The organism is Serratia sp. L9, from assembly GCF_050632285.1.
Classification (GTDB): domain Bacteria; phylum Pseudomonadota; class Gammaproteobacteria; order Enterobacterales; family Enterobacteriaceae; genus Chania.
This window is the reverse complement of the sequence record NZ_CP192591.1, coordinates 4,234,202-4,254,459: the sequence shown is the minus strand read 5'-3', so window position 1 is coordinate 4,254,459 and position 20,258 is coordinate 4,234,202. Positions and strand designations below refer to the sequence as shown.

The following is a 20,258-nucleotide window of genomic DNA, read 5'->3' as shown; positions in this document are numbered from 1 at the left end:
GACTCATGAAAAAAAATGATGTATACTTAGAAATATTACAAGTAGCACTTCCACATATACGGTCTGTTACTACATGGCGATTATTTTATCGAATCAGAGATAAGTCTTGCTTCTATGAGTCACAATTGATACATAGTTTTTATATTTTACTCGCATCAGAAGAGTTTGAGAATGCTGATTTTTGGTTTTTAAATCACCATGCTCGCAGTTACTATGAAGAGTGCAATTCCAATAAAAGTATGCTTTATAACGCGCAAGTGAAAAGTATAGCCAAAATTTTCGCATTGATACCAGAGCATCTTAGACATAAACTTGAGTGGAATGGGCCAGACATGTAAAATTAAAATAGCACAAATTTTATAAAAATATGGCATACCGAGTACACAATGAAACTTAGCTCATAGCTAGGAATATCAATTGTGTATTCTGAGGTTGCTTAACAATAAAATTAACCTTGCTATTCTCTGATTGTAGAGAAGGCCTCTATGACCTTTTCATAAAACTCAATCGACCGTGAGAAGCAGGTTGTTTTACGGGCCAGGCGCTTTATACAGGTTCTTAACGTCAGAATGTTACGTTCAATACGTTGAGTAAATATTTTGCCCGTCAGATATTTATCCTTCGGGACTTCCCGGCGATAACTACTCCAGTCATCACTGGTTATCATGCCGATATTGAACGGGGGTCAGTAAAGCAAGCAACTCGCGGTAAGTTTCATCCGTGCGGAGAAAAAATTATTATTTATTGATTTATTTAATGTTGTCTATTTAAAATGACCAGTAAACGGTGTTTCTGGTTCCGTTACTCCTCAAACCCGAATACCCGGACTTTAGGTGAAAGATAGCACCGATCCGGGAACAAGTTAGGATAACGATCTCAATAAAAAAGGAGCAAGGCAATCCAATGAAGGAACTGATGCAAAACCACCCGCTATTCAAGGATTTTCCAGTACGAAACTTCAAGGTTTTCCGGGAAAAATATCGCGAGGAGGGTTACCAGGGTACGCTTAAGGTATTAAGCCCGTTGGCTGCAGTGGTTTCGGTGTTACTCGTTATTCCTACGCTATTGGGGATAGGCCTGTCATTTTTAATGGCAATCGCTTATCAGGATAGCAGCGCAGCATCAGTTCCCTTACTGGTGTTCTGGATTTGGGGCTGCACCGCGTTAGTTATCAGTTTGGTGGTCATTGGTTTCTCCTGGCTACTCAAGACTCCCATGCGTGAGCAGCAGCGATACTATCAACAGGGGAATTTAAATCTGTTAGAAGACAGCAAGCGTCAGGCATTGCGTCTGGATATTGTGCAAACTTATTCACACGGTTTTTGGAGTGAGACGCTCGAACACTATCCAATTGCCGCGCGTCTGCAAAATCCCGCCAGGAAATTCCCATTGCTGGCTCCCTCACAGGCTAAAGATCATCTTAAAGGGCTGTGCGACGACTGGAACATCGTCGATGCCGGGCACTATCGTGAAGCGGTGAATAAGCTTTTGGCCGGTATGCACTCCCCTCATTTTGCTTTCGACATGCGCCATTCGGTCGATGACGATACCTGGGTAAGGAATCTGGCTGCATTAATTGAAGAACCTGTCGATTACATTAATAGCTGTATCGTTCCAGGCCAGGATCAACGCCCGCCAGCACTGATTTGGGCCTTCGATCTGTGGCGGGTGATACCCCTCAGCCGCTCATGTTTTTGTGCCGGTTTAATCACAGAACAAGAAGCCTGGGATAACATATTGAAAACGGCCGATATGGCATACGAACTCTTTGCCAGCTTTGACGAATTTAATAAAAACTACCGCCTCGGGCACGCCTTTTGGAGCAACGACTTCGCCCAGGTAAAAGACAGGCTGGCACAGCTCAACGACTATCAGCAGCACTGCCATTGGCCAATAAAGTCGTTGCACTGGCCAGCACGTCCCGGCATTGAGCTGAGCGCAGATGTCCTCAGTGGCTTTGCTCATCTACAACCTCAACAAACGTTCACCTCATCGATTAAGTCTGAAGACTACGTGGTGTAATGTACTTTGGTTCAGGACGTGGTATCACCTGCTACCAGAGTGTAGCTTACCGGGTTGTTGTCCGTGTCATGCAGTAGCGCCTTCCCTTTGGGAAGGCGTTTTCACTTGCGCGCCCGGTATGTTTACCTGGCATTATCACTCTTGTTACCCGGATCAACCCTACCGGCCAACAGGGATGACTGCGTATGGTTTTGCGCCTGTACAGCAATGGCAATAGGTGGGGCGTTGGCCGGTTTTGACCAACTGCTGGAAGCCAACGTAGCGGCAGATAAAGCACGCTTGCCAGCCCTGATAAAAGATCAGGAAATAGTTAAAAGCATTGTTAGTAAATCTAACGGTGCTATTACCCCTTCATCAATCAGGTTCAAAGACTAATGAAAAATGTTGGAATACATGCAGCAATGACTCTTGCAGAAATTGGGCCCGCCACTGATGTGGTGGCATTTTTCAATGTGGTCGTAGTGTAAGTATCCCGGCAAAACGAACCATTCACTTTTAGAGATCTTCCGACATACTGATTATGTCCCATTGAGGAGATCGCTATGCGCAAAGCTCGATTCACCGAACACCAGATCATCGCCGTTTTGAAGTCCGTTGAAGCCGGACGTACTGTCAAAGATGTCTGCCGTGAAGCAGGGATATCTGAGGCCTCGTACTACAATTGGAAAGCGAAATTTGGGGGTATGGAAGCGTCTGATATCAAAAAGATGAAAGATCTTGAAGACGAAAACCGGCGGCTGAAACAGATGTTTGCCGAGCTGAGTCTAGAGTGCCGGGCACTCAAAGATGTTATCGAAAAAAGCTTTAAGCCCAGCGATAAAGCGTGAGCTCGTCAGCTATCTGACGGCACAGTTTACGATGAGCATACGCCAGGCATGCAGGACGTTATCGCTGAGCAGGACGGTCTATTTTTATCAGCCCGATACCCGGCGCGATGAACCGGTGATCCAGGTGCTGACTGAGCTGGCAGAGCGCTACCCGCGATACGGTTTTAAGAAGCTGTTCCAGATGCTGCGCAGGCAGGGTAATGCCTGGAACCATAAACGCGTTCACCGGATTTACTGCCTGCTGAAACTGAATTTTCGCCGCAAGGGAAAGCAGCGTTTGCCAGTCCGTAACCCGGCACCACTGGTGACACCTGAGGCACTTAACCAGAGCTGGTCGATAGACTTTATGCATGATGCGCTGGTCTGTGGCAGACGCTTGCGGACCTTCAACGTGGTGGATGACTTTAACCGCGAAGCCCTCGCAATAGAAATCGATCTGAATATCCCGGCACAGCGGGTGGTCAGAGTACTGGACAGGATCGTGGCAAACCGGGGTTATCCACTGAAACTGCGGATGGACAACGGCCCGGAACTGGTCTCGCTGGCGCTGGCACAATGGGCAGAAGTTCATGGCGTGATGCTGGAATTTATCAAACCGGGAAAGCCAACACAGAATGCGTTTATCGAACGGTTTAACAGGACATACCGAACAGAAATACTGGATTTTTATCTGTTCAGAACCCTGAATGAAGTGCGGGAAATCACGGAGCGCTGGTTGAGTGAATATAACAGCGAGCGTCCGCATGAATCCTTGAATAACCTGACGCCGGAAGAATATCGGCTGATGGCTGAAAACCTGGAAATCTCAAAAAGTGTGTGGAACTAAAACGGGTGTGCTTACATAACCAGATCGCCCTCAGCCAGATCAGCAACGTAACCGTAGTGGTGACGTCATGAGTGAAACGAAATACCAACGCCTGATAACGTCCTATCACAAGCACAAACCGAAGTTTTACGACCACATCACCCTTATCACGCAGCCATTTATTGATATCCAGGCTGCGACAAGCCAGCAGGTCAACGACTTTGATCTAGACACCGCTATCGGCGTTCAGCTCGATGCAGTGGGGTTGTGAATTGGCATCAGGCGTACGATCAAGACACCCATAGAGGGCGTTTACTTTTCGCTTGATGTCGAGGGAATAGGGTTTGATCAGGGTGTTTGGCGAGGTGAATTCGACGCAGGCGGCCTTACCGTGCTTGACGATGACACCCATCGCACTATTTTGCGCGCCAAAATTGCAGCGAACCACTGGGACGGCACCACGGAAACCCTGAGTGATATCTACCAGGCAATATTTCCCGACCACAAAACGCGGATCTTCGCTGTCGATAACTTTGACATGACAATGGATGTTTTTATTATCGGCGAAACTGTATCTGCTGTCATGAAGGCCGTTATCGCCCAAGGCTATCTCAATGTGAAGCTGTCAACGGTAGGGATAAAAAGTTACATCATCACCAGTGAGCCGGGGCGGTTGTTCGGCTTTGATATCGATAATGACTTCATAGCCGGTTTTGACACTGGGTCTTGGGGCGTTCAACTTAATGGAGCAAATAATGGCTAAGAATGAGTTTTTACCGTTTGGTACAGCGTCTAATGCAAATGTATTAACCAATGCTGAATACACGGCGTTACCGGCGCGTACATCGGGTTTTACGGCAGGGGTAGCCAAGGCTAAAGACATGAATAAAGTCTGGCGGCAGGCATCCGTAATTGCTGCCGCCGTCGCCCAATTCATCGCTGATCAGAGCGAACAGGATGTACTTGATAATGGTGACATGGAGGCGTTAAAGGTTAATTTACAGAATGCTATCAAGGCGTATGCAAACAGTCATTTAACTACTGCAAGCACTACGGTAGCGGGTATCACCAAATTAAGCAGCGAAACCAATAGTACATCTGCAACACTTGCCGCGACCCCGGCGGCAGTAAAAACCGCGATGGATACCGCGAACGCGAAAGCAGATAAGAATACAGCATCAAAAAATACGTCTGGCTGGTGGAAATGCGCAAGCACCGGACTGATATATCAGTGGGGGACATTGCAAGGAAGTTCTCAGTATACTGTTGATTTTTTAATTCCTTTCCCGAACCAACTTTTAAATGGTTTTGCTAATTGCAATGGTTCGATAGAATCTATAGCTAACGAAAGAGCGTGGACTGAAGTGTATATTAATAATAACAAACTATATATTTCATGTGTTCGCCCTGGTTCATCAGGTGGTGCCGAGTTACGTATTAGGGCTGTGCATTGGTTTGCAATAGGGTTTTAAATGTGGTGGGGTGTCTCCCCACCGCCTTAATATTAATTCTCGATGGCTTCTCTTGTTTTTTTCTTTCTAAAAAAAGATATGGCAGGTTTTTCTATGTAAATGTGAATAAACACCCCGGCAACCGTACAGATAATGCAGGAGGCAATAACTGTAATGGCCAAAGGTAGTTGTTGTGTTCCGGGGATTACTTTCATAATAAACTTAATGACCCCTATTATTAAAAAATGGGATAAATATGTAACATATGAAGCACTACCAATTACCTCTACAACTTTTCTAATTGTGGATTTTTTAGAATATGGCGTATTGAAAAAAGATATAAAGATAATTAAAGCAGGGATTCCGAAGTAAATAAATCTAGTGTTGCTTCTAAGTTCGCTTGTGTCAAATCCGGCAATAAAGAAAAGATAATAGAGGGTGATAATAGCAATGACTACCAATACTCCTGATGTTAATGGTGCGATAGATGGTATGCTACTGGAGGTTTTAAATATAATACAGATGATCATGCCAACCAAAAATTCAATTGGCAAGGTCGTGAAAAAGTAGTTTGAAATATAGTTGTCTTGTTGTATAAGGCTGAGTGATGACCATGCAATTAACGCGACAGAAGTAACTACTAGCGCCATACGTCTGTTAAACAGCATTGCAATTGAAAAAATCGCATAAAAGGCAACCTCATAAGATAACGTCCATGCGACCGCTAATAATAATGTAACATCACCATTCGCCATTTTTGATGGTAAAAAGAGCAGGGATGAAAAAAGTAATTCAAAGCTTGATTTAAGGCTAAAAAACAACTGCGGCATCATGAAAAGAGCTAGCGCAGTTATAAGCGTAAATAATAAATACATAGGGTATATTCTAACAAATCTTTTTCTAATAAAACCCTTCACCCCTTGAGCGCCTCGACCAAAATCATTCCAGTGAGCATATGTTATTATAAAGCCACTGATTATGAAGAAAATATCAACGCCTATATTCGTTAAGATGACAAGCTTTGATATTTCATGATTAAAGGATAACAATGCAGAAGAATGCACAATTAGAACTACTGATGCGGCGATAGCCCTTAACGCTGTAATACCATGGAAATTATTTCTTATTTCGTTGGGTTTCATTATTTTTATAGACCAGTCAAATTATTTTTTATTGAAAACTATACATATTCATGTGGCAAATCATAGTCGCTTAGACCTCATCCATCAATCATTAACAACAACTATTTCGGAGAAAAAGTTATGTCAACAGAAGGATTACCAGTAAACAACGTTGTTGGAACTAACGTCGAGTTAGACCCACGCAGTACTGCCGATGCCGCAAACGCAGCCTCGAGCAGCCAAGCGGCGGATAGCGCAGCGGCTTCTGCTGACAGAGCTTGGAAATTTAGTAATGATGCAGCAACGAGTGCAGCAGCGGCAAAGACCAGCGAAACCAACGCAGCAGCCACGCTGACAAACGAACTCAGCAAGGTTACTACAGCAGAGCAAACTGTAGCCAGCCCAGTGAAGTTTAATAACGGAACAACGTCGCTCGGTGATAGTGTTCTACAGTCAAAGACCCCCGGCGCTAATGTTATTATCCGATTTAAAGATAATGATGCAGTTGAGCAGGGAGCACTTTATAACACGGTTGCTACTGGACAAATGACACGCAGGTGGGCAGGTACAGCATACAGTGCATTATTTAAACCTGATGGCACAGTAACGTTTCCATCAACTGTATATTCTGGTACAGCACGATTATTATCTGAAGCTACACAGTTAGGAACGCAGGATTTAAACACTGTTGTCGATGAGAAAAGATATTTCCAGAACTCGACCACAAACGCGACCCTTGCAAGAAATTATCCAGTAGCCCTGGCTGGTGTATTGGAGGTTATCAACTCTCACGCTCAAGCAAGCGGAAGAACAGGTGTTACGCAAAATTATTATGTGTGGAATGTTGTCGGTTATTATTACACTCGTACATATTTTGCGCTATCGGATACGTGGAGTGAATGGGACATTTATGAAGCGAGAACCAAAAGTGATGCGCGTTATCTACAAATTGGAGCCTATGGACTTGGTGCTGATTTTCGGCCATCGTTAACGGGATATACATTAGCATCCGATTATCGAATTAACGGTGCATTTTACGCTAATATCTCAGCGATGACCGATACATTTGATGCAGCGAATAATCATGTTCTAAACGTGTTCGGGTATTCAAATCACACTTACGGTTTTCAGATTGCATTTCCGTTTGGCGCAGACAAAATGGCATTCCGGCGCATTCAGAATAACGCATCTGGAGCATGGAAAGAAGTTTGGCATAACGGAAACACAACAGTAGACGTCAACGGTTTCCTGAAAAAAGCCTCTCCGATTGTTAAGTTGTTTGGCACTGGTGAGAGTGAGCTCAATGCAGAGAGCCAGGGCGTGATAACAGAGCGTATCGACATAGGTGTTTATCGCGTATCTGGTGTGCTCGGGTTTAATGGGGATGGGGCCTGGGGCGGTGCTAGTAACGGTATCGAGATTCCTGTTGATGACAATAAACGTGCGATAGTTTGGGTTGAATCAAAAGTATTACCAGACGGTGATATCGAAATCCGTACATATCACCGCACATATGAAACAGGTCCGTACTCCGCACGAAATATTGAAGCTATGGATACTGGAGAGGTTGATAAGAAGAAAAAACCTATCTATGTGCCAATGCCGGATGGCACTCCGATCGATATCCCTGTCGGACGTTGGATTGATCTGCGTGTGGAGATGCCCGCAGGTGAAGATTCGGTTGAAGAACCTATCATTGACGAGCCAGAGCTGGTGGAACATGAACAGCAGCCAGAAGAATTTAAGCCAGAGCCGGAAACTGAGCCTGAAACGCAGAAGGTAACAGGAGACGCAGAGGAAGAAGTTCAGCTTGATGATCCTGACGACTTGTCAGTCACTGAAGAACCCAAGGAGTAACAAAAAGTCCGGCAGAGATCCCGGCTCGATGGGAGTTTTTTGGTGACAGCTTTACGAATGTTGGGATCGTATGATATTGGGTTTAACCCTCGATTTCTTCTTTTCCAATTTGACAGGAACTTGGCATCATTAATACTTAAAACTCTACAAAAACACAGGAAGGAACACAATTATGAAGAAAGTCTTGTCAATTGCTGTGTTATCGGGCCTACTTTTTGCAATTAATGCTTCAGCCAATTTCACGGGGCCAAGCGTAACGGGCCAAACCAGTACTGTACAGCAAGCTATGAATGCTCGGGTAGGGAGTTATATTACTCTGACTGGCCACATTGTAGCGCACCAACGTGAGAACTATTTTACTTTCCGCGATGATTCTGGAACCCTGCGAGTCGAGATAGAGAATTCCGTCTGGGGCGGTCGGGAAGTGAGCCCACAAACCCGAGTCCGGTTGATGGGTGAAGTTGATACTGGCAGGGCAGGACGTTATCTGTGGGTAAAATCACTGGATGTAGTCAACTAGAGACATAGCTTTTTGAGCAGGCACAAAAAACCCGGCTCGGGGGCCGGGTTGGGGTTTAGTTAAGCTTTGGCGGCTCTGGCTTTTTAACCTGAGATAGTAGTGTTATAGAGTTGATTTGAGGAATTGATCCATCGCGAGCTTTAGACTCAATATATGCTGGGAATTTTGTTGGAAGGTATGATTGTTGCATCCACCGCCTGAATTCACCTAGGGCGTCGTCTGGATAGATCCACGCGTCTATCGGGCCTGCTTTGTGTTGGGGGAACCAATCAGGATAGGTGTGTGCGTGCTTAGCCCTGTCGCCATATTTTTGATTTAGTTCGTTTGCCACCCAGTGCTTACCCCAAAAAATACCCACACTTATATCGGGAACAGAAGTAGGGCCAAAATTGAATCCAGTATTTATCATTTTAAGGGACAAATCGGCCATCTCACTAAAAACTGAGAAAAAGCCAAATGGCACTTGTGAGTTAAGTTGCAGTCTGTCCTGAAATGCTTGCCATGCTCCGCGATGCGGGTTCTCTGGGTCAATCCCTACACTGAGATAAATAAAGCGCTTCAGGGTGCTTTCAGCTAATGCCCTGTAGTTTGCTTTTGCTGTTTCGTTATCAACCTGCTCGGCATCGAAGGCATAATACTCCAAAATTGCCATGCAAACCGAGGCTGGATAAGCACGAATATCGGTGCCATTTTTCTCTAGGTTCCAGAACAACTTTGTTAGTCGAAGTCCCTTTTTTACAAGAATTGCATCTACTTTTTGGCCTCTAGGCTTTTGCTTAACATCAAGCCATTCAGTTGTGAGTAGGTCAATCGCCTTGTGGCTTACCCCGCAAAGGCGAGATAAGCCCCGCATGGTGAGGTATGGCGTACCATCGTTCAGCACCCCCATTTGGATGCCGTCTACTTCCTTCTCCTTTACAGGAAAAAGAACAAGTTCGCCCTGGCGATCAGATGGCATGGATTCGTTGTTATCCATTTGATTTTCCTGGTTTATGTGTGGCGATCTGCCGCCACTTCCCTAGTAAAAAAATGATTATACGCACCAGTCTTTGCTGATTGCGTCTCCTTGTCCACCTACCCGGCCGCTAGTCCCCTACCCAAACGTCTCTTCCGGCCACTGGGCTAAACCAGCCTCATCTCAGCCATCCCTTCTGGGCACAGGGCTGCTCTGATAACTATATGATAAGGCGGATCCTCAAATGCTGCAGTTTCATTCAGTGGTTGCAACTATCTAGATTAGTGGGAGTTCTCGCGTTAATGATAGCGCACAGCCGAAATGATGACGGCGGAAGGGTAGGCAGTGGCTGCCCGTAAGCCACTTCCCAATCCCCGTCACGGCAAGCATATAGTTGCTCATTAAAGTAACGGGTAGAAGTCGCGTAAACCATGGTGTTAGAATAGCCAGTCCGTTATCGCGTCACACCATAGGTACATTTTGAATTGTGTACATATGAGTGTACATATTTGGCAGAGTGAAGCTGAATAGCGTAGATAACATCATGTAAGTAAACGATATTGTATTTCTATATGTGATCTGTCGTGTGGGTCACCACTGTGGATAAGGAATTATTAATGCCTGTTATTACTCTTCCTGACGGAAGTCAGCGTCATTACGACCACGCCGTTTCCCCTATGGATGTTGCCCGTGATATCGGCCCTGGCCTTGCCAAAGCCTGTGTTGCTGGCCGCGTAAACGGTGAATTGGTTGATGCCAGCGATCTGATCGAAACCGATGCGCAATTGGCTATCATCACCATGAAAGACGCCGAAGGCCTGGAAATCATGCGCCACTCTTGTGCGCACCTGCTAGGTCATGCGATCAAACAGCTGTGGCCTGACACCAAAATGGCAATCGGCCCGGTGATCGACAACGGTTTCTACTATGACGTTGACCTTGACCATACCCTGACGCAGGAAGATCTGGATCTGCTGGATAAGCGGATGCATGAATTGGCCGAAAAAGATTACGATGTCATCAAGAAAAAAGTGAGCTGGCAGGAAGCCCGCGACACCTTCGCTGCACGTGGTGAAAACTACAAAGTGGCGATTCTGGATGAAAATATCAGCCATGACGATCGCCCAGGTTTGTATCATCATGAAGAATATGTCGACATGTGTCGTGGCCCGCACGTACCTAATATGCGTTTCTGCCACCATTTCAAACTGCAGAAAACCTCGGGGGCTTACTGGCGTGGCGACAGCAAGAACAAAATGCTGCAACGTGTCTATGGCACCGCTTGGGCAGACAAGAAACAGCTGAATGCCTACCTGCAACGTCTGGAAGAAGCGGCCAAGCGTGACCACCGCAAGATCGGCAAGCAGCTCGACCTGTATCATATGCAGGAAGAAGCGCCAGGTATGGTGTTCTGGCACAACGACGGTTGGACCATCTTCCGTGAACTGGAAGCCTTTGTGCGCATGAAGCTCAAAGAATATCAGTATCAGGAAGTGAAAGGGCCGTTCATGATGGACCGTGTGCTGTGGGAAAAAACCGGGCACTGGGAAAACTACAAAGATGCGATGTTCACCACGTCGTCAGAAAACCGTGAATATTGTATCAAGCCGATGAACTGCCCAGGCCACGTGCAGATTTTCAATCAAGGCCTGAAGTCTTATCGCGATCTGCCGCTGCGTATGGGCGAATTTGGTAGCTGCCACCGCAATGAGCCATCAGGCTCGCTGCATGGTTTGATGCGTGTCCGTGGTTTCACCCAGGATGATGCCCATATCTTCTGTACCGAAGAGCAGGTTCGTGCAGAAGTGAATGACTGCATCAAGATGGTCTACGATATGTACGGCACCTTTGGTTTCGAAAAGATTGCGGTGAAGCTTTCCACCCGTCCAGAGAAGCGCATCGGAACCGACGAGATGTGGACCCGCGCTGAAGATGACCTGGCTGCCGCGCTGACTGAAAACGGGATTCCGTTTGAATATCAGCCGGGTGAGGGGGCCTTCTACGGACCAAAAATTGAATTTACCTTGCATGATTGTTTGGATCGCGCATGGCAATGTGGTACCGTGCAGCTCGATTTCTTCTTACCGGGCCGTTTAGGCGCGTCGTATGTTGGCGAAAACAACGACCGCGTGGTGCCGGTAATGATTCACCGTGCTATTCTTGGCTCCATGGAGCGCTTCATCGGTATTCTTACCGAAGAATATGCTGGTTTCTACCCAACCTGGATTGCTCCAGTGCAGGTAGTGGTGATGAATATCACCGACAGCCAGTCTGATTATGTTCAGCAATTGACCAAAAAACTGCAAGATGCAGGTATTCGGGCAAAAGCGGACTTGAGAAATGAGAAGATTGGCTTTAAAATTCGCGAACATACGTTGCGTCGAGTTCCATACATGTTAGTGTGCGGCGATAAAGAGGTCGAATCAGGCAAAGTTGCCGTTCGTACCCGCCGTGGCAAAGACCTGGGGAGCCTGGACGTCAACGAAGTCGTAGACAAGCTGCTGAAAGAAATTCGCAGCCGTAGTCTTCATCAACTGGAGGAATAAAGTATTAAAGGCGGAAAACGAGTTCAACCGGCGCGTCCAAATCGCATTAACAGAGAAATTCGCGCGCAAGAAGTTCGCCTAACCGGCGTCGATGGCGAGCAGATTGGTATTGTCAGTCTGAATGAAGCTCTTGAAAAAGCTGAGGAAGCGGGCGTCGATTTAGTAGAAATCAGCCCAAATGCCGAGCCGCCAGTTTGCCGGATCATGGATTACGGCAAATTCCTCTACGAGAAGAGCAAGTCGACCAAAGAACAGAAGAAGAAGCAAAAAGTTATCCAGGTCAAGGAAATCAAATTCCGTCCTGGCACCGATGATGGCGACTATCAGGTCAAACTACGCAACCTGATTCGCTTTCTGGAAGATGGCGATAAAGCCAAGATCACCCTGCGTTTCCGTGGGCGTGAAATGGCGCACCAGCAGATCGGTATGGAAGTGCTTAACCGCGTCCGTAAAGACCTGTGTGAAGATATTGATCTGGCAGTTGTCGAATCCTTCCCTACGAAGATCGAAGGCCGTCAGATGATTATGGTGCTCGCACCCAAGAAGAAACAGTAAGGCTTCCAAGTAATTGAACCTGCGCAGCGCTTGCGCTGTGTAGGTTTTGTTCGCCTCACTGATTCGTTGTTTAACAATGCGAAGTGGATTTAATTAACATGCCAAAGATTAAAACTGTACGTGGTGCAGCCAAACGCTTCAAAAAAACCGGCAGCGGTGGTTTTAAGCGTAAACATGCTAACCTGCGTCATATTCTGACCAAAAAAGCAACCAAGCGTAAACGTCACCTGCGTCCGAAAGGCATGGTGTCTAAAAACGATCTGGTCCTGGTTACTGCGTGCCTGCCGTACGCATAAGCCACATTTTTTGAATCAAGAATAAGACTTTAGGAGAGAGCATATGGCTCGCGTAAAACGTGGTGTAATTGCACGCGCACGTCACAAGAAAATTATGAAGCAGGCGAAAGGCTACTACGGTGCCCGTTCGCGCGTTTATCGTGTTGCCTTCCAGGCAGTAATCAAAGCAGGCCAGTATGCTTACCGTGACCGTCGTCAACGTAAGCGTCAGTTCCGTCAGCTGTGGATTGCACGTATCAACGCAGCTGCTCGTCAGAACGGCTTGTCTTACAGCAAGTTCATTAACGGCCTGAAAAAAGCCTCTATTGAAATTGACCGTAAGATCCTGGCTGACATCGCAGTATTCGACAAAGTGGCCTTTGGCGCATTGGTTGAAAAAGCGAAAGCAGCTCTGGCGTAAGAAAGTCAGAAGAGGGAGCTTGCTCCCTCTTTTAACCTTTGTTCCAGAAAGAAATATTGACTTTTATTGGCATCAGTTATAAGACTGGTCGTCAATCAATCGACAAGGTAATACAAGCATGCACGTAGTTATTTTCCGTTTCTTTTTTTACTTTAGCGCCTGACTTCAGGAGGCTTTGCGCGTAAGAAAAGAAACGGAAAATAGCGCCTAAGCCTCCCAATGTGGAGGCTTTTTTGTTTTTGGCCATCTTTGGTGCCTTTCGAGCTGTAACGTTATTAGTTGCAACTTGAAATTCTTTGGGGATGAGCTCAAAGGTGTTCGAACAATAAACAACAATTACTTAGCGGGCCACAAGGCCAGAGGAAGAGGAAAGCAATGTCACATCTCGCAGAGCTGGTTGCCAACGCCAAGGCAGCCGTAGAAGCTGCCCAGGATGTTGCCGCGTTGGATTTGGTGCGCGTCGAATATTTAGGCAAAAAAGGCCATTTCACCTTGCAGATGCAGTCACTGCGGGAAGTGCCAGCGGAAGAGCGCCCGGCAGCTGGGGCAGTGATAAACCAGGCTAAACAGGAAGTTCAGGATGCACTGAACGCGCGTAAGAACGCGTTGGAATCAGCCGTGCTGAATGCCCGACTGGCGGAGGAGACTATCGATGTCTCGCTGCCTGGCCGTCGCCTGGAGAACGGTGGTTTGCATCCGGTTACCCGCACTATCGATCGTATTGAAAAGTTCTTTGGCGAACTGGGTTTCTCGGTGGAAACCGGCCCGGAAATTGAAGACGACTATCATAACTTTGACGCACTGAATATTCCTAGCCATCACCCAGCGCGTGCCGATCACGATACCTTCTGGTTTGACGCTACGCGCCTGCTGCGTACTCAGACCTCTGGTGTGCAGATCCGCACCATGAAAAACCAGCAGCCGCCGATCCGCATCATCGCGCCGGGCCGCGTATATCGTAACGACTACGACCAGACTCATACCCCGATGTTCCATCAGATGGAAGGGTTGATTATCGATAAAGATATCAGCTTCACCAATCTAAAGGGCACGCTGCATGATTTCCTGAACAACTTCTTTGAAGAAGATTTGCAGGTTCGTTTCCGTCCTTCCTATTTCCCATTCACAGAGCCTTCCGCGGAAGTGGATGTCATGGGTAAAAACGGCAAGTGGCTGGAGGTGTTGGGCTGCGGTATGGTGCATCCAAACGTATTGCGCAATGTCGGGATAGATCCGGAAGTTTACTCCGGTTTTGCTTTCGGTATGGGCATGGAGCGCTTGACCATGTTGCGTTACGGTGTCACCGATTTGCGTGCGTTCTTCGAAAACGATCTGCGTTTCCTCAAACAGTTTAAGTAAGGCGGGAATATCTCATGAAATTCAGTGAACTCTGGTTGCGCGAGTGGGTAAACCCGGCCATCAGCAGCGAAGCATTATCCGATCAAATCACCATGGCTGGCCTGGAAGTGGACGGCGTTGAACCGGTTGCCGGTGTTTTCAGCGGTGTGGTGGTTGGCCATGTAGTTGAATGTGGTCAACACCCTAACGCCGATAAACTGCGCGTTACAAAAGTAGATGTGGGCGGCGATGGCCTGCTGGATATTGTTTGTGGTGCGCCAAACTGCCGTATCGGCTTGAAAGTTGCTGTGGCAACCGTTGGCGCTGTGCTGCCAGGCGATTTCAAAATCAAGGCGGCTAAACTGCGTGGTGAGCCTTCTGAAGGTATGCTGTGTTCGTTTTCCGAACTGGCGATTTCTGACGATCATGACGGCATTATTGAATTGCCGGAAGATGCGCAGATCGGAACCGATATCCGCGAATACCTCAGGCTTAATGATAGTGCGATCGAAATCAGCGTAACCCCGAACCGTGCCGATTGTCTGGGCATTATTGGCGTAGCACGCGACGTTGCCGTGCTGAACCAACTGCCACTCACCGAGCCAGACATGAGCCCGGTGGCTGCCACCATTACGGACACTCTGCCAATCCGTGTTGAAGCGCCACAGGCTTGCCCACGTTACCTTGGTCGCGTAGTGAAAGGCATCAACGTGAAGGCACCTTCACCGTTGTGGATGCGTGAGAAGCTACGTCGCAGTGGTATTCGTTCCATTGATGCTGTGGTTGACGTGACCAACTACGTGCTGATGGAACTCGGCCAACCGATGCATGCTTTCGATTTGAATCGCATTGAAGGGGGATCGTGGTGCGTATGGCAGGCGAAGGGGAAACGCTGCGCCTGCTGGATGGTAACGAAGCCAAATTGAATGCGGATACCCTGGTGATTGCCGATCATCAAAAAGCGCTGGCGATGGGCGGCATCTTTGGTGGTGAACATTCTGGCGTGAATGATGACACCCAGAACGTGCTGCTGGAATGTGCGTTTTTCAGCCCGTTGGCGATTACTGGCCGCGCGCGCCGACATGGCTTGCATACGGATGCTTCTCATCGCTATGAGCGAGGCGTAGATCCGGCATTGCAATATAAAGCGATGGAGCGGGCGACACGCTTGCTGATTGACATCTGTGGGGGGCAGGCTGGCCCAATCATTGATGTTACCGACGAAAGCACTTTGCCCAAGCCTGCGACCATCCAGCTGCGCCGTGAAAAACTTGACCGGCTGATTGGCCATGTGGTGGCAAGCGAGCAGGTCAGCGATATCCTGCGTCGTCTGGGTTGCCAGGTGACCGAGCAGGGCGACAACTGGTTGGCGGTGGCGCCAAGCTGGCGTTTCGATATGGAGATTGAAGAAGATCTGGTGGAAGAAGTGGCTCGAGTATACGGCTACAACAATATTCCAGACGTCCCGGTGCGCGCCGATCTGGTGATGACTAAACACCGCGAGTCCGATCTTGAACTGAAGCGTGTGAAAACCATGCTGGTTGACCTCGGCTTCCAGGAAGCGATTACCTACAGCTTTGTCGATCCGAAAGTGCAGGCATTGCTGCATCCGGGTGAAGAGGCATTGATCCTGCCAAGCCCCATCTCGGTTGAGATGTCCGCGATGCGCCTGTCGCTGTGGACTGGTCTGCTCTCCGCCGTGGTTTATAACCAGAATCGCCAGCAAGCGCGCGTGCGACTTTTTGAGAGTGGCCTGCGCTTTGTGCCTGATACTGCGGCGGATCTGGGTATCCGTCAGGATGTCATGCTAGCAGGTGTGATCGCCGGGCATACGCATGAAGAACATTGGGATCTGGCAAGAAAGCCGGTGGACTTCTATGATTTGAAAGGGGATCTGGAGTCTGTATTGGCACTGACGGGTAAATTATCCGAAATTCAGCTCAAGGCAGAAGCCAACCCAGCACTGCATCCAGGGCAAAGTGCGGCAATTTATTTGCAGGGTGAACGCATTGGTTTCATCGGTGTTATCCACCCAGAACTTGAGCGTAAACTGGATCTTAACGGCCGAACTGTGGTGTTTGAACTGGAGTGGAACAAGGTCGCAACCCGCGCTGTGCCTCAAGCGCGAGAGGTTTCTCGCTTCCCTGCAAACCGCCGTGATATTGCTGTTGTCGTGGCTGAAAACGTCGCCGCAGAAGATATTTTGGCAGAGTGTAAGAAAGTTGGCGTAAATCAGGTAGTTGGCGTAAACTTGTTTGATGTGTACCGTGGCAAGGGCGTAGCAGAGGGTTACAAGAGCCTGGCTATCAGTCTGGTATTGCAGGATACCGCTCGTACACTGGAAGAAGAGGAGATTGCCGCTACCGTTGCAAAATGTGTAGAGGCTCTAAAACAGCGATTCCAAGCATCCTTGAGGGATTGAACCTATGGCGCTTACTAAAGCTGAAATGTCAGAACACCTGTTTGAGAAGCTTGGGCTTAGCAAACGGGATGCCAAAGATCTGGTAGAACTGTTCTTTGAAGAGGTCCGTAGGGCTTTGGAAAATGGGGAACAGGTTAAACTGTCGGGTTTTGGCAATTTTGATTTGCGAGACAAGAACCAACGTCCGGGACGTAACCCGAAAACCGGTGAGGACATTCCGATAACGGCGCGCCGCGTGGTCACTTTCCGTCCAGGGCAGAAACTGAAAAGCCGGGTGGAGAACGCCAGCCCGAAAGAGTAAGTTGCGTAATACCAAAAAGGCCGCATTCGCGGCCTTTTTCTTATTGCCTAAGTCGACATTGATATGTCTTTCTAGTACTCCATTATTTACGCAGAAATTAAAAATCTGGGAATATATTCTCTTCGTTGGTAATTTCGGATTTATCCTGTTTTATTTGCGTTTAATTACAGACAATAAATAATTGCGTCCATAACCTGTGGCATTAGTAACTGCTGTTATAATGGCCATGGCCACCACCGCGTGGACCGCCACCATGGCCACCACCGCGTGGACCGCCACCATGGCCGCTATGCGGGCCGAAGCAGCAGGCGGTAAGGCTTGAGGAGAGGAAGGTAACCAGCAATAAAAACCCAATACGCTTTTTCATAAAAATACTCCCTGTTGAATTCCTGAGTATTATAAATAACGGTTGGTTAGCCGATGTGTCAGTTATTCGTTAAGTTCTGTGAGTACCTTTATTAATTAAATAGGAAAAATGACAATGTAGGGATCGTGTAAAGGGCTCGAAAACGATCTGAAAATAGGCTTTTAGGCAATAGGAGGTAAATAGTTGCACTGATATAACCATTCCAGCGTTATATAAAGGGAGAATCACCAATGAAAAAAATCCTGTTGCTAGTGTGTTTACCACTGTTGCTACCTGTGGCGGCGCAGGCCAATGTATCAATGGATATCAATGTACCTGGGGTTTCGCTGCATCTGGGTGATCAGGATAAACGTGGCAACTACTGGGATGGCTACGATTGGCGACCCGCGCAATGGTGGCATGCGCACCAGGGGCACGGTATTGGGGAGCGTAATGACCGCGGCTTATATTGGGATGGTGGCCGTTGGCAGCCTACCGCACCGCGTGTTAATCAAGAACGTGGTGGCAACCCTTTCCATGGCGATCGCCATGACAATGGCAATCATAGCGACAAAGGTAACCAGCACGACAATAACGGCCATGGTAATGATCGCGATGGTGGTAATAATAAGGGTAATTGGCAGGGTAAACCCTATCCGCAAAACAACAACGGCCCACAACGTTAACTGACCCAACGGCGGCTGTTATTGCCATCATCATATCGATGCCCGGCAGTGCCAGCCGCTGTTTTCCTTCATTAAGCCCGACGCAATGCTTCCCCTGACGGCGCTTACCCCTTACTATTTACCCTAAGTTATTACTATCAGGGCAAAATATGTCCTTCTGGGAACCCGTTCTCAATGCCAATCAGCCAAACCTTCACGAGATTACAGCAAAACCAGAACCGGAGGGACAAACGCTATTTATCCCTGTTGACGCTGGGTGTTGCTGTGGCTTTCGCCTTTAGTTTATCTGCCGGGGATATCTGGATCTGGCCGTCCCAATGGTTAAATGAATCTGCACAACTGTTTGTCTGGCAATTGCGCTTGCCGCGCGCGTTAGCGGTTATGCTGGTGGGAGCGAGCCTGGCAGTTTCTGGCGCGGCGATGCAGGCACTGTTTGAAAACCCGCTGGCAGAACCAGGGTTGCTTGGCGTAGCGAACGGGGCTGGTGTGGCGCTGGTGTTAACGGTGTTGTTTGGCCACGGATTGCTGCCGGTGGCACTGATGAGCCTGAGTGCGATCCTCGGTGCGTTAATCATGACCTTCCTGTTACTGAGTTTTGCTCGCCGCCGCCGTTTGAGCAACGCGCGTCTGCTGCTGGTGGGCGTCGCGTTGGGAATAGTATGCAGTGCCGTGATGACCTGGGCGGTCTATTTCAGCTCGAGCCTCGATCTGCGCCAGTTAATGTATTGGATGATGGGGGGCTTTGGCGGCGTGGACTGGCGGCAGAAATGGTTGTTGTTCCTGCTGTTGCCGGTGCTGTTGTTGGTCTGTGCCCAAGGCAACGTGCTGAATTTGATGGCCCTTGGCGAAATTCAGGCCCGGCAGTTGGGCCTTTCACTCCACGTCTGGCGTAATTTACTGGTGCTGGCCATTGGTTGGCTGGTTGGCGTGAGCGTGGCTTTAGCGGGGGTGATCGGCTTTATTGGGCTGGTGATCCCACATATTTTGCGGCTCAGTGGGTTGACCAACCAGCGGTTCCTGTTGCCTGGCTGTGCGCTGGCTGGAGCGGGGGTGTTACTGGTAGCGGATGTGGTGGCGCGGATTGCGCTTTTTTCTGCGGAATTACCGATCGGTGTAGTAACGGCAACGCTGGGAGCACCGCTATTTATCTGGTTACTGGCTCGGGCAAAAAGCGTAAGGTAGTCAGACTGCCGGTGTTAACCGGCCATCATTTTTCCGTATCACCTGCAAAAATAACAATAGGATGAGATCTGATGAGCAACTCCATTTATACCATTCCCCTGCAAACCATCGAAAACCAATCCACCACGCTAAATGCCTATGCCGGCAAGGTGCTGTTGGTGGTGAATGTGGCTTCAGAGTGTGGCCTGACCAAGCAATATGAAGGCTTGGAAAAACTTTATGAAACCTGGCATGAGCAAGGCTTTGAGGTGCTGGGCTTCCCATCCAATGAGTTTCTGGGCCAAGAGCCAGGGAGCAATGAAGAAATCCTGGCATTCTGCCGAGGTACCTTCGGCGTCAGATTCCCCATGTTTGCCAAAATAGAAGTGAATGGCGCCAATCGTCATCCGCTTTACCAGGCACTGATTGCAGCGCAGCCACAGGCAATCGCCCCTCAGGACAGCGGTTTTTTGGCGCGGATGAGCAGCAAAGGCCGGGCTCCTAAACGAACGGGCGATATCCTGTGGAATTTCGAGAAATTCTTGATTGGCCGTGATGGAACGGTGATCCAGCGTTTCTCTCCTGATATGACGCCAGAAGATCCGGCGGTATCAGAAGCCATCGAATTGGCCTTGGCTAAGTAAAGGAA

General features: G+C 48.2%; 20 protein-coding genes, 3 pseudogenes and 1 other annotated feature. Of the genes and pseudogenes, 19 read left to right on the top strand and 4 right to left on the bottom strand.

What is annotated here, in order from left to right:
• The first annotated feature begins 5 nt into the window (after window positions 1-5).
• Complete coding sequence (locus tag ACQ86O_RS20275; RefSeq protein ID WP_431222594.1) at window positions 6-338, top strand: hypothetical protein; 333 nt, start codon at window positions 6-8, stop codon at window positions 336-338.
• A gap of 119 nt (window positions 339-457) precedes the next feature.
• On the opposite strand, the pseudogene ACQ86O_RS20270 reads toward ACQ86O_RS20275, so the two are convergent.
• Window positions 458-725, bottom strand: a pseudogene (locus tag ACQ86O_RS20270) (IS1 family transposase); the annotation flags it as partial.
• Between the two features lie 178 nt (window positions 726-903).
• On the opposite strand from ACQ86O_RS20270, the gene ACQ86O_RS20265 reads away from it, so the two are divergent.
• From ACQ86O_RS20265 to ACQ86O_RS20245, 5 genes and pseudogenes are all read left to right on the top strand, one after another.
• Window positions 904-2,022 (top strand): DUF1266 domain-containing protein, encoded by a 1,119-nt coding sequence (locus ACQ86O_RS20265; RefSeq protein ID WP_431222593.1) that lies wholly within the window; start codon window positions 904-906, stop codon window positions 2,020-2,022.
• Between the two features lie 207 nt (window positions 2,023-2,229).
• Window positions 2,230-2,397 (top strand): hypothetical protein, encoded by a 168-nt coding sequence (locus tag ACQ86O_RS20260; RefSeq protein WP_431222592.1) that lies wholly within the window; start codon window positions 2,230-2,232, stop codon window positions 2,395-2,397.
• 167 nt (window positions 2,398-2,564) lie between these two features.
• A protein-coding gene (locus tag ACQ86O_RS20255) for an IS3 family transposase (protein ID WP_431222591.1) occupies window positions 2,565-3,675 on the top strand; the annotation gives its coding sequence in 2 pieces (ribosomal slippage) (window positions 2,565-2,818 and window positions 2,817-3,675; 1,113 coding nt in all).
• Between the two features lie 67 nt (window positions 3,676-3,742).
• Window positions 3,743-4,417: pseudogene (locus ACQ86O_RS20250) on the top strand (DUF2612 domain-containing protein).
• On the top strand, window positions 4,410-5,126 hold the full coding sequence (locus ACQ86O_RS20245) for a phage tail protein (RefSeq protein WP_431222590.1): 717 nt from the start codon (window positions 4,410-4,412) through the stop codon (window positions 5,124-5,126). The pseudogene ACQ86O_RS20250 and the gene ACQ86O_RS20245 overlap by 8 nt, the downstream one beginning before the upstream one ends.
• A gap of 32 nt (window positions 5,127-5,158) precedes the next feature.
• On the opposite strand, the gene ACQ86O_RS20240 is transcribed toward ACQ86O_RS20245, so the two are convergent.
• Entirely contained in the window at window positions 5,159-6,247 is a 1,089-nt protein-coding gene (locus ACQ86O_RS20240; RefSeq protein ID WP_431222589.1) for an acyltransferase family protein, read from the bottom strand.
• Window positions 6,248-6,367: 120 nt separating this feature from the next.
• Here ACQ86O_RS20240 and ACQ86O_RS20235 point away from each other — a divergent pair, with 120 nt between their 5' ends.
• Together ACQ86O_RS20235 and ACQ86O_RS20230 are read left to right on the top strand one after the other, a co-directional pair.
• Window positions 6,368-8,083 carry a pyocin knob domain-containing protein gene (locus tag ACQ86O_RS20235; RefSeq protein ID WP_431222588.1) on the top strand — a complete coding sequence of 572 codons (1,716 nt, stop codon included), beginning with the start codon at window positions 6,368-6,370 and terminating at the stop codon, window positions 8,081-8,083.
• A 172-nt stretch (window positions 8,084-8,255) separates the two neighbouring features.
• Window positions 8,256-8,603, top strand: a complete 348-nt coding sequence (locus tag ACQ86O_RS20230) for a YgiW/YdeI family stress tolerance OB fold protein (RefSeq protein ID WP_431222587.1) — start codon at window positions 8,256-8,258, stop codon at window positions 8,601-8,603.
• Window positions 8,604-8,658: 55 nt separating this feature from the next.
• Here the strand turns inward: ACQ86O_RS20230 and ACQ86O_RS20225 are convergent, their stop codons facing one another.
• Entirely contained in the window at window positions 8,659-9,579 is a 921-nt protein-coding gene (locus tag ACQ86O_RS20225) for a hypothetical protein (protein ID WP_431222586.1), read from the bottom strand.
• A 596-nt stretch (window positions 9,580-10,175) separates the two neighbouring features.
• On the opposite strand from ACQ86O_RS20225, the gene thrS reads away from it, so the two are divergent.
• The 8 genes and pseudogenes from thrS (at window position 10,176) to ihfA (ending at window position 17,416) form a co-directional block, all read left to right on the top strand.
• Window positions 10,176-12,104, top strand: a complete 1,929-nt coding sequence (thrS, locus tag ACQ86O_RS20220) for a threonine--tRNA ligase (RefSeq protein ID WP_431222585.1) — start codon at window positions 10,176-10,178, stop codon at window positions 12,102-12,104.
• Between the two features lie 3 nt (window positions 12,105-12,107).
• Complete coding sequence (gene infC, locus ACQ86O_RS20215; RefSeq protein ID WP_071882841.1) at window positions 12,108-12,659, top strand: translation initiation factor IF-3; 552 nt, start codon at window positions 12,108-12,110, stop codon at window positions 12,657-12,659.
• A 98-nt stretch (window positions 12,660-12,757) separates the two neighbouring features.
• Window positions 12,758-12,955, top strand: a complete 198-nt coding sequence (rpmI, locus tag ACQ86O_RS20210; protein ID WP_004931418.1) for a 50S ribosomal protein L35 — start codon at window positions 12,758-12,760, stop codon at window positions 12,953-12,955.
• Between the two features lie 43 nt (window positions 12,956-12,998).
• Window positions 12,999-13,355, top strand: a complete 357-nt coding sequence (rplT, locus tag ACQ86O_RS20205) for a 50S ribosomal protein L20 (protein WP_004931417.1) — start codon at window positions 12,999-13,001, stop codon at window positions 13,353-13,355.
• A gap of 113 nt (window positions 13,356-13,468) precedes the next feature.
• Window positions 13,469-13,593: a sequence feature (Phe leader region), on the top strand.
• Window positions 13,474-13,518: a pheST operon leader peptide PheM gene (gene pheM / locus ACQ86O_RS20200; RefSeq protein ID WP_120978403.1), complete on the top strand. Its 45-nt coding sequence runs from the start codon at window positions 13,474-13,476 to the stop codon at window positions 13,516-13,518. It overlaps the preceding feature by 45 nt.
• A 137-nt stretch (window positions 13,594-13,730) precedes the next feature.
• Window positions 13,731-14,714, top strand: coding sequence for a phenylalanine--tRNA ligase subunit alpha (gene pheS, locus ACQ86O_RS20195; protein WP_431222584.1), 984 nt, complete (start codon window positions 13,731-13,733; stop codon window positions 14,712-14,714).
• 92 nt (window positions 14,715-14,806) lie between these two features.
• A pseudogene (pheT, locus tag ACQ86O_RS20190) lies at window positions 14,807-17,115 on the top strand (phenylalanine--tRNA ligase subunit beta).
• Between the two features lie 4 nt (window positions 17,116-17,119).
• Window positions 17,120-17,416 carry an integration host factor subunit alpha gene (gene ihfA / locus ACQ86O_RS20185; RefSeq protein ID WP_004943604.1) on the top strand — a complete coding sequence of 99 codons (297 nt, stop codon included), beginning with the start codon at window positions 17,120-17,122 and terminating at the stop codon, window positions 17,414-17,416.
• Window positions 17,417-17,618: 202 nt separating this feature from the next.
• On the opposite strand, the gene ACQ86O_RS20180 is transcribed toward ihfA, so the two are convergent.
• On the bottom strand, window positions 17,619-17,783 hold the full coding sequence (locus ACQ86O_RS20180; protein WP_431222583.1) for a hypothetical protein: 165 nt from the start codon (window positions 17,781-17,783) through the stop codon (window positions 17,619-17,621).
• 230 nt (window positions 17,784-18,013) lie between these two features.
• Here ACQ86O_RS20180 and ACQ86O_RS20175 point away from each other — a divergent pair, with 230 nt between their 5' ends.
• From ACQ86O_RS20175 to ACQ86O_RS20165, 3 genes are all read left to right on the top strand, one after another.
• Window positions 18,014-18,448, top strand: a complete 435-nt coding sequence (locus ACQ86O_RS20175) for a DUF2502 domain-containing protein (protein ID WP_431222582.1) — start codon at window positions 18,014-18,016, stop codon at window positions 18,446-18,448.
• Window positions 18,449-18,622: 174 nt separating this feature from the next.
• Window positions 18,623-19,630 (top strand): vitamin B12 ABC transporter permease BtuC, encoded by a 1,008-nt coding sequence (btuC, locus tag ACQ86O_RS20170; protein WP_431222581.1) that lies wholly within the window; start codon window positions 18,623-18,625, stop codon window positions 19,628-19,630.
• A gap of 71 nt (window positions 19,631-19,701) precedes the next feature.
• Window positions 19,702-20,253 carry a glutathione peroxidase gene (locus ACQ86O_RS20165; RefSeq protein WP_431222580.1) on the top strand — a complete coding sequence of 184 codons (552 nt, stop codon included), beginning with the start codon at window positions 19,702-19,704 and terminating at the stop codon, window positions 20,251-20,253.
• Window positions 20,254-20,258 lie beyond the last annotated feature (5 nt).

Coding starts and splice junctions, on each gene's coding strand:
- ACQ86O_RS20275 (WP_431222594.1), top strand. CDS start 6: ATGAAAAAAAATGATGTATACTTAGAAATATTACAAGTAGCACTTCCA.
- ACQ86O_RS20265 (WP_431222593.1), top strand. CDS start 904: ATGAAGGAACTGATGCAAAACCACCCGCTATTCAAGGATTTTCCAGTA.
- ACQ86O_RS20260 (WP_431222592.1), top strand. CDS start 2,230: ATGGCAATAGGTGGGGCGTTGGCCGGTTTTGACCAACTGCTGGAAGCC.
- ACQ86O_RS20245 (WP_431222590.1), top strand. CDS start 4,410: ATGGCTAAGAATGAGTTTTTACCGTTTGGTACAGCGTCTAATGCAAAT.
- ACQ86O_RS20240 (WP_431222589.1), bottom strand. CDS start 6,247: ATGAAACCCAACGAAATAAGAAATAATTTCCATGGTATTACAGCGTTA.
- ACQ86O_RS20235 (WP_431222588.1), top strand. CDS start 6,368: ATGTCAACAGAAGGATTACCAGTAAACAACGTTGTTGGAACTAACGTC.
- ACQ86O_RS20230 (WP_431222587.1), top strand. CDS start 8,256: ATGAAGAAAGTCTTGTCAATTGCTGTGTTATCGGGCCTACTTTTTGCA.
- ACQ86O_RS20225 (WP_431222586.1), bottom strand. CDS start 9,579: ATGGATAACAACGAATCCATGCCATCTGATCGCCAGGGCGAACTTGTT.
- thrS (WP_431222585.1), top strand. CDS start 10,176: ATGCCTGTTATTACTCTTCCTGACGGAAGTCAGCGTCATTACGACCAC.
- rpmI (WP_004931418.1), top strand. CDS start 12,758: ATGCCAAAGATTAAAACTGTACGTGGTGCAGCCAAACGCTTCAAAAAA.
- rplT (WP_004931417.1), top strand. CDS start 12,999: ATGGCTCGCGTAAAACGTGGTGTAATTGCACGCGCACGTCACAAGAAA.
- pheS (WP_431222584.1), top strand. CDS start 13,731: ATGTCACATCTCGCAGAGCTGGTTGCCAACGCCAAGGCAGCCGTAGAA.
- ihfA (WP_004943604.1), top strand. CDS start 17,120: ATGGCGCTTACTAAAGCTGAAATGTCAGAACACCTGTTTGAGAAGCTT.
- ACQ86O_RS20180 (WP_431222583.1), bottom strand. CDS start 17,783: ATGAAAAAGCGTATTGGGTTTTTATTGCTGGTTACCTTCCTCTCCTCA.
- ACQ86O_RS20175 (WP_431222582.1), top strand. CDS start 18,014: ATGAAAAAAATCCTGTTGCTAGTGTGTTTACCACTGTTGCTACCTGTG.
- btuC (WP_431222581.1), top strand. CDS start 18,623: ATGCCAATCAGCCAAACCTTCACGAGATTACAGCAAAACCAGAACCGG.
- ACQ86O_RS20165 (WP_431222580.1), top strand. CDS start 19,702: ATGAGCAACTCCATTTATACCATTCCCCTGCAAACCATCGAAAACCAA.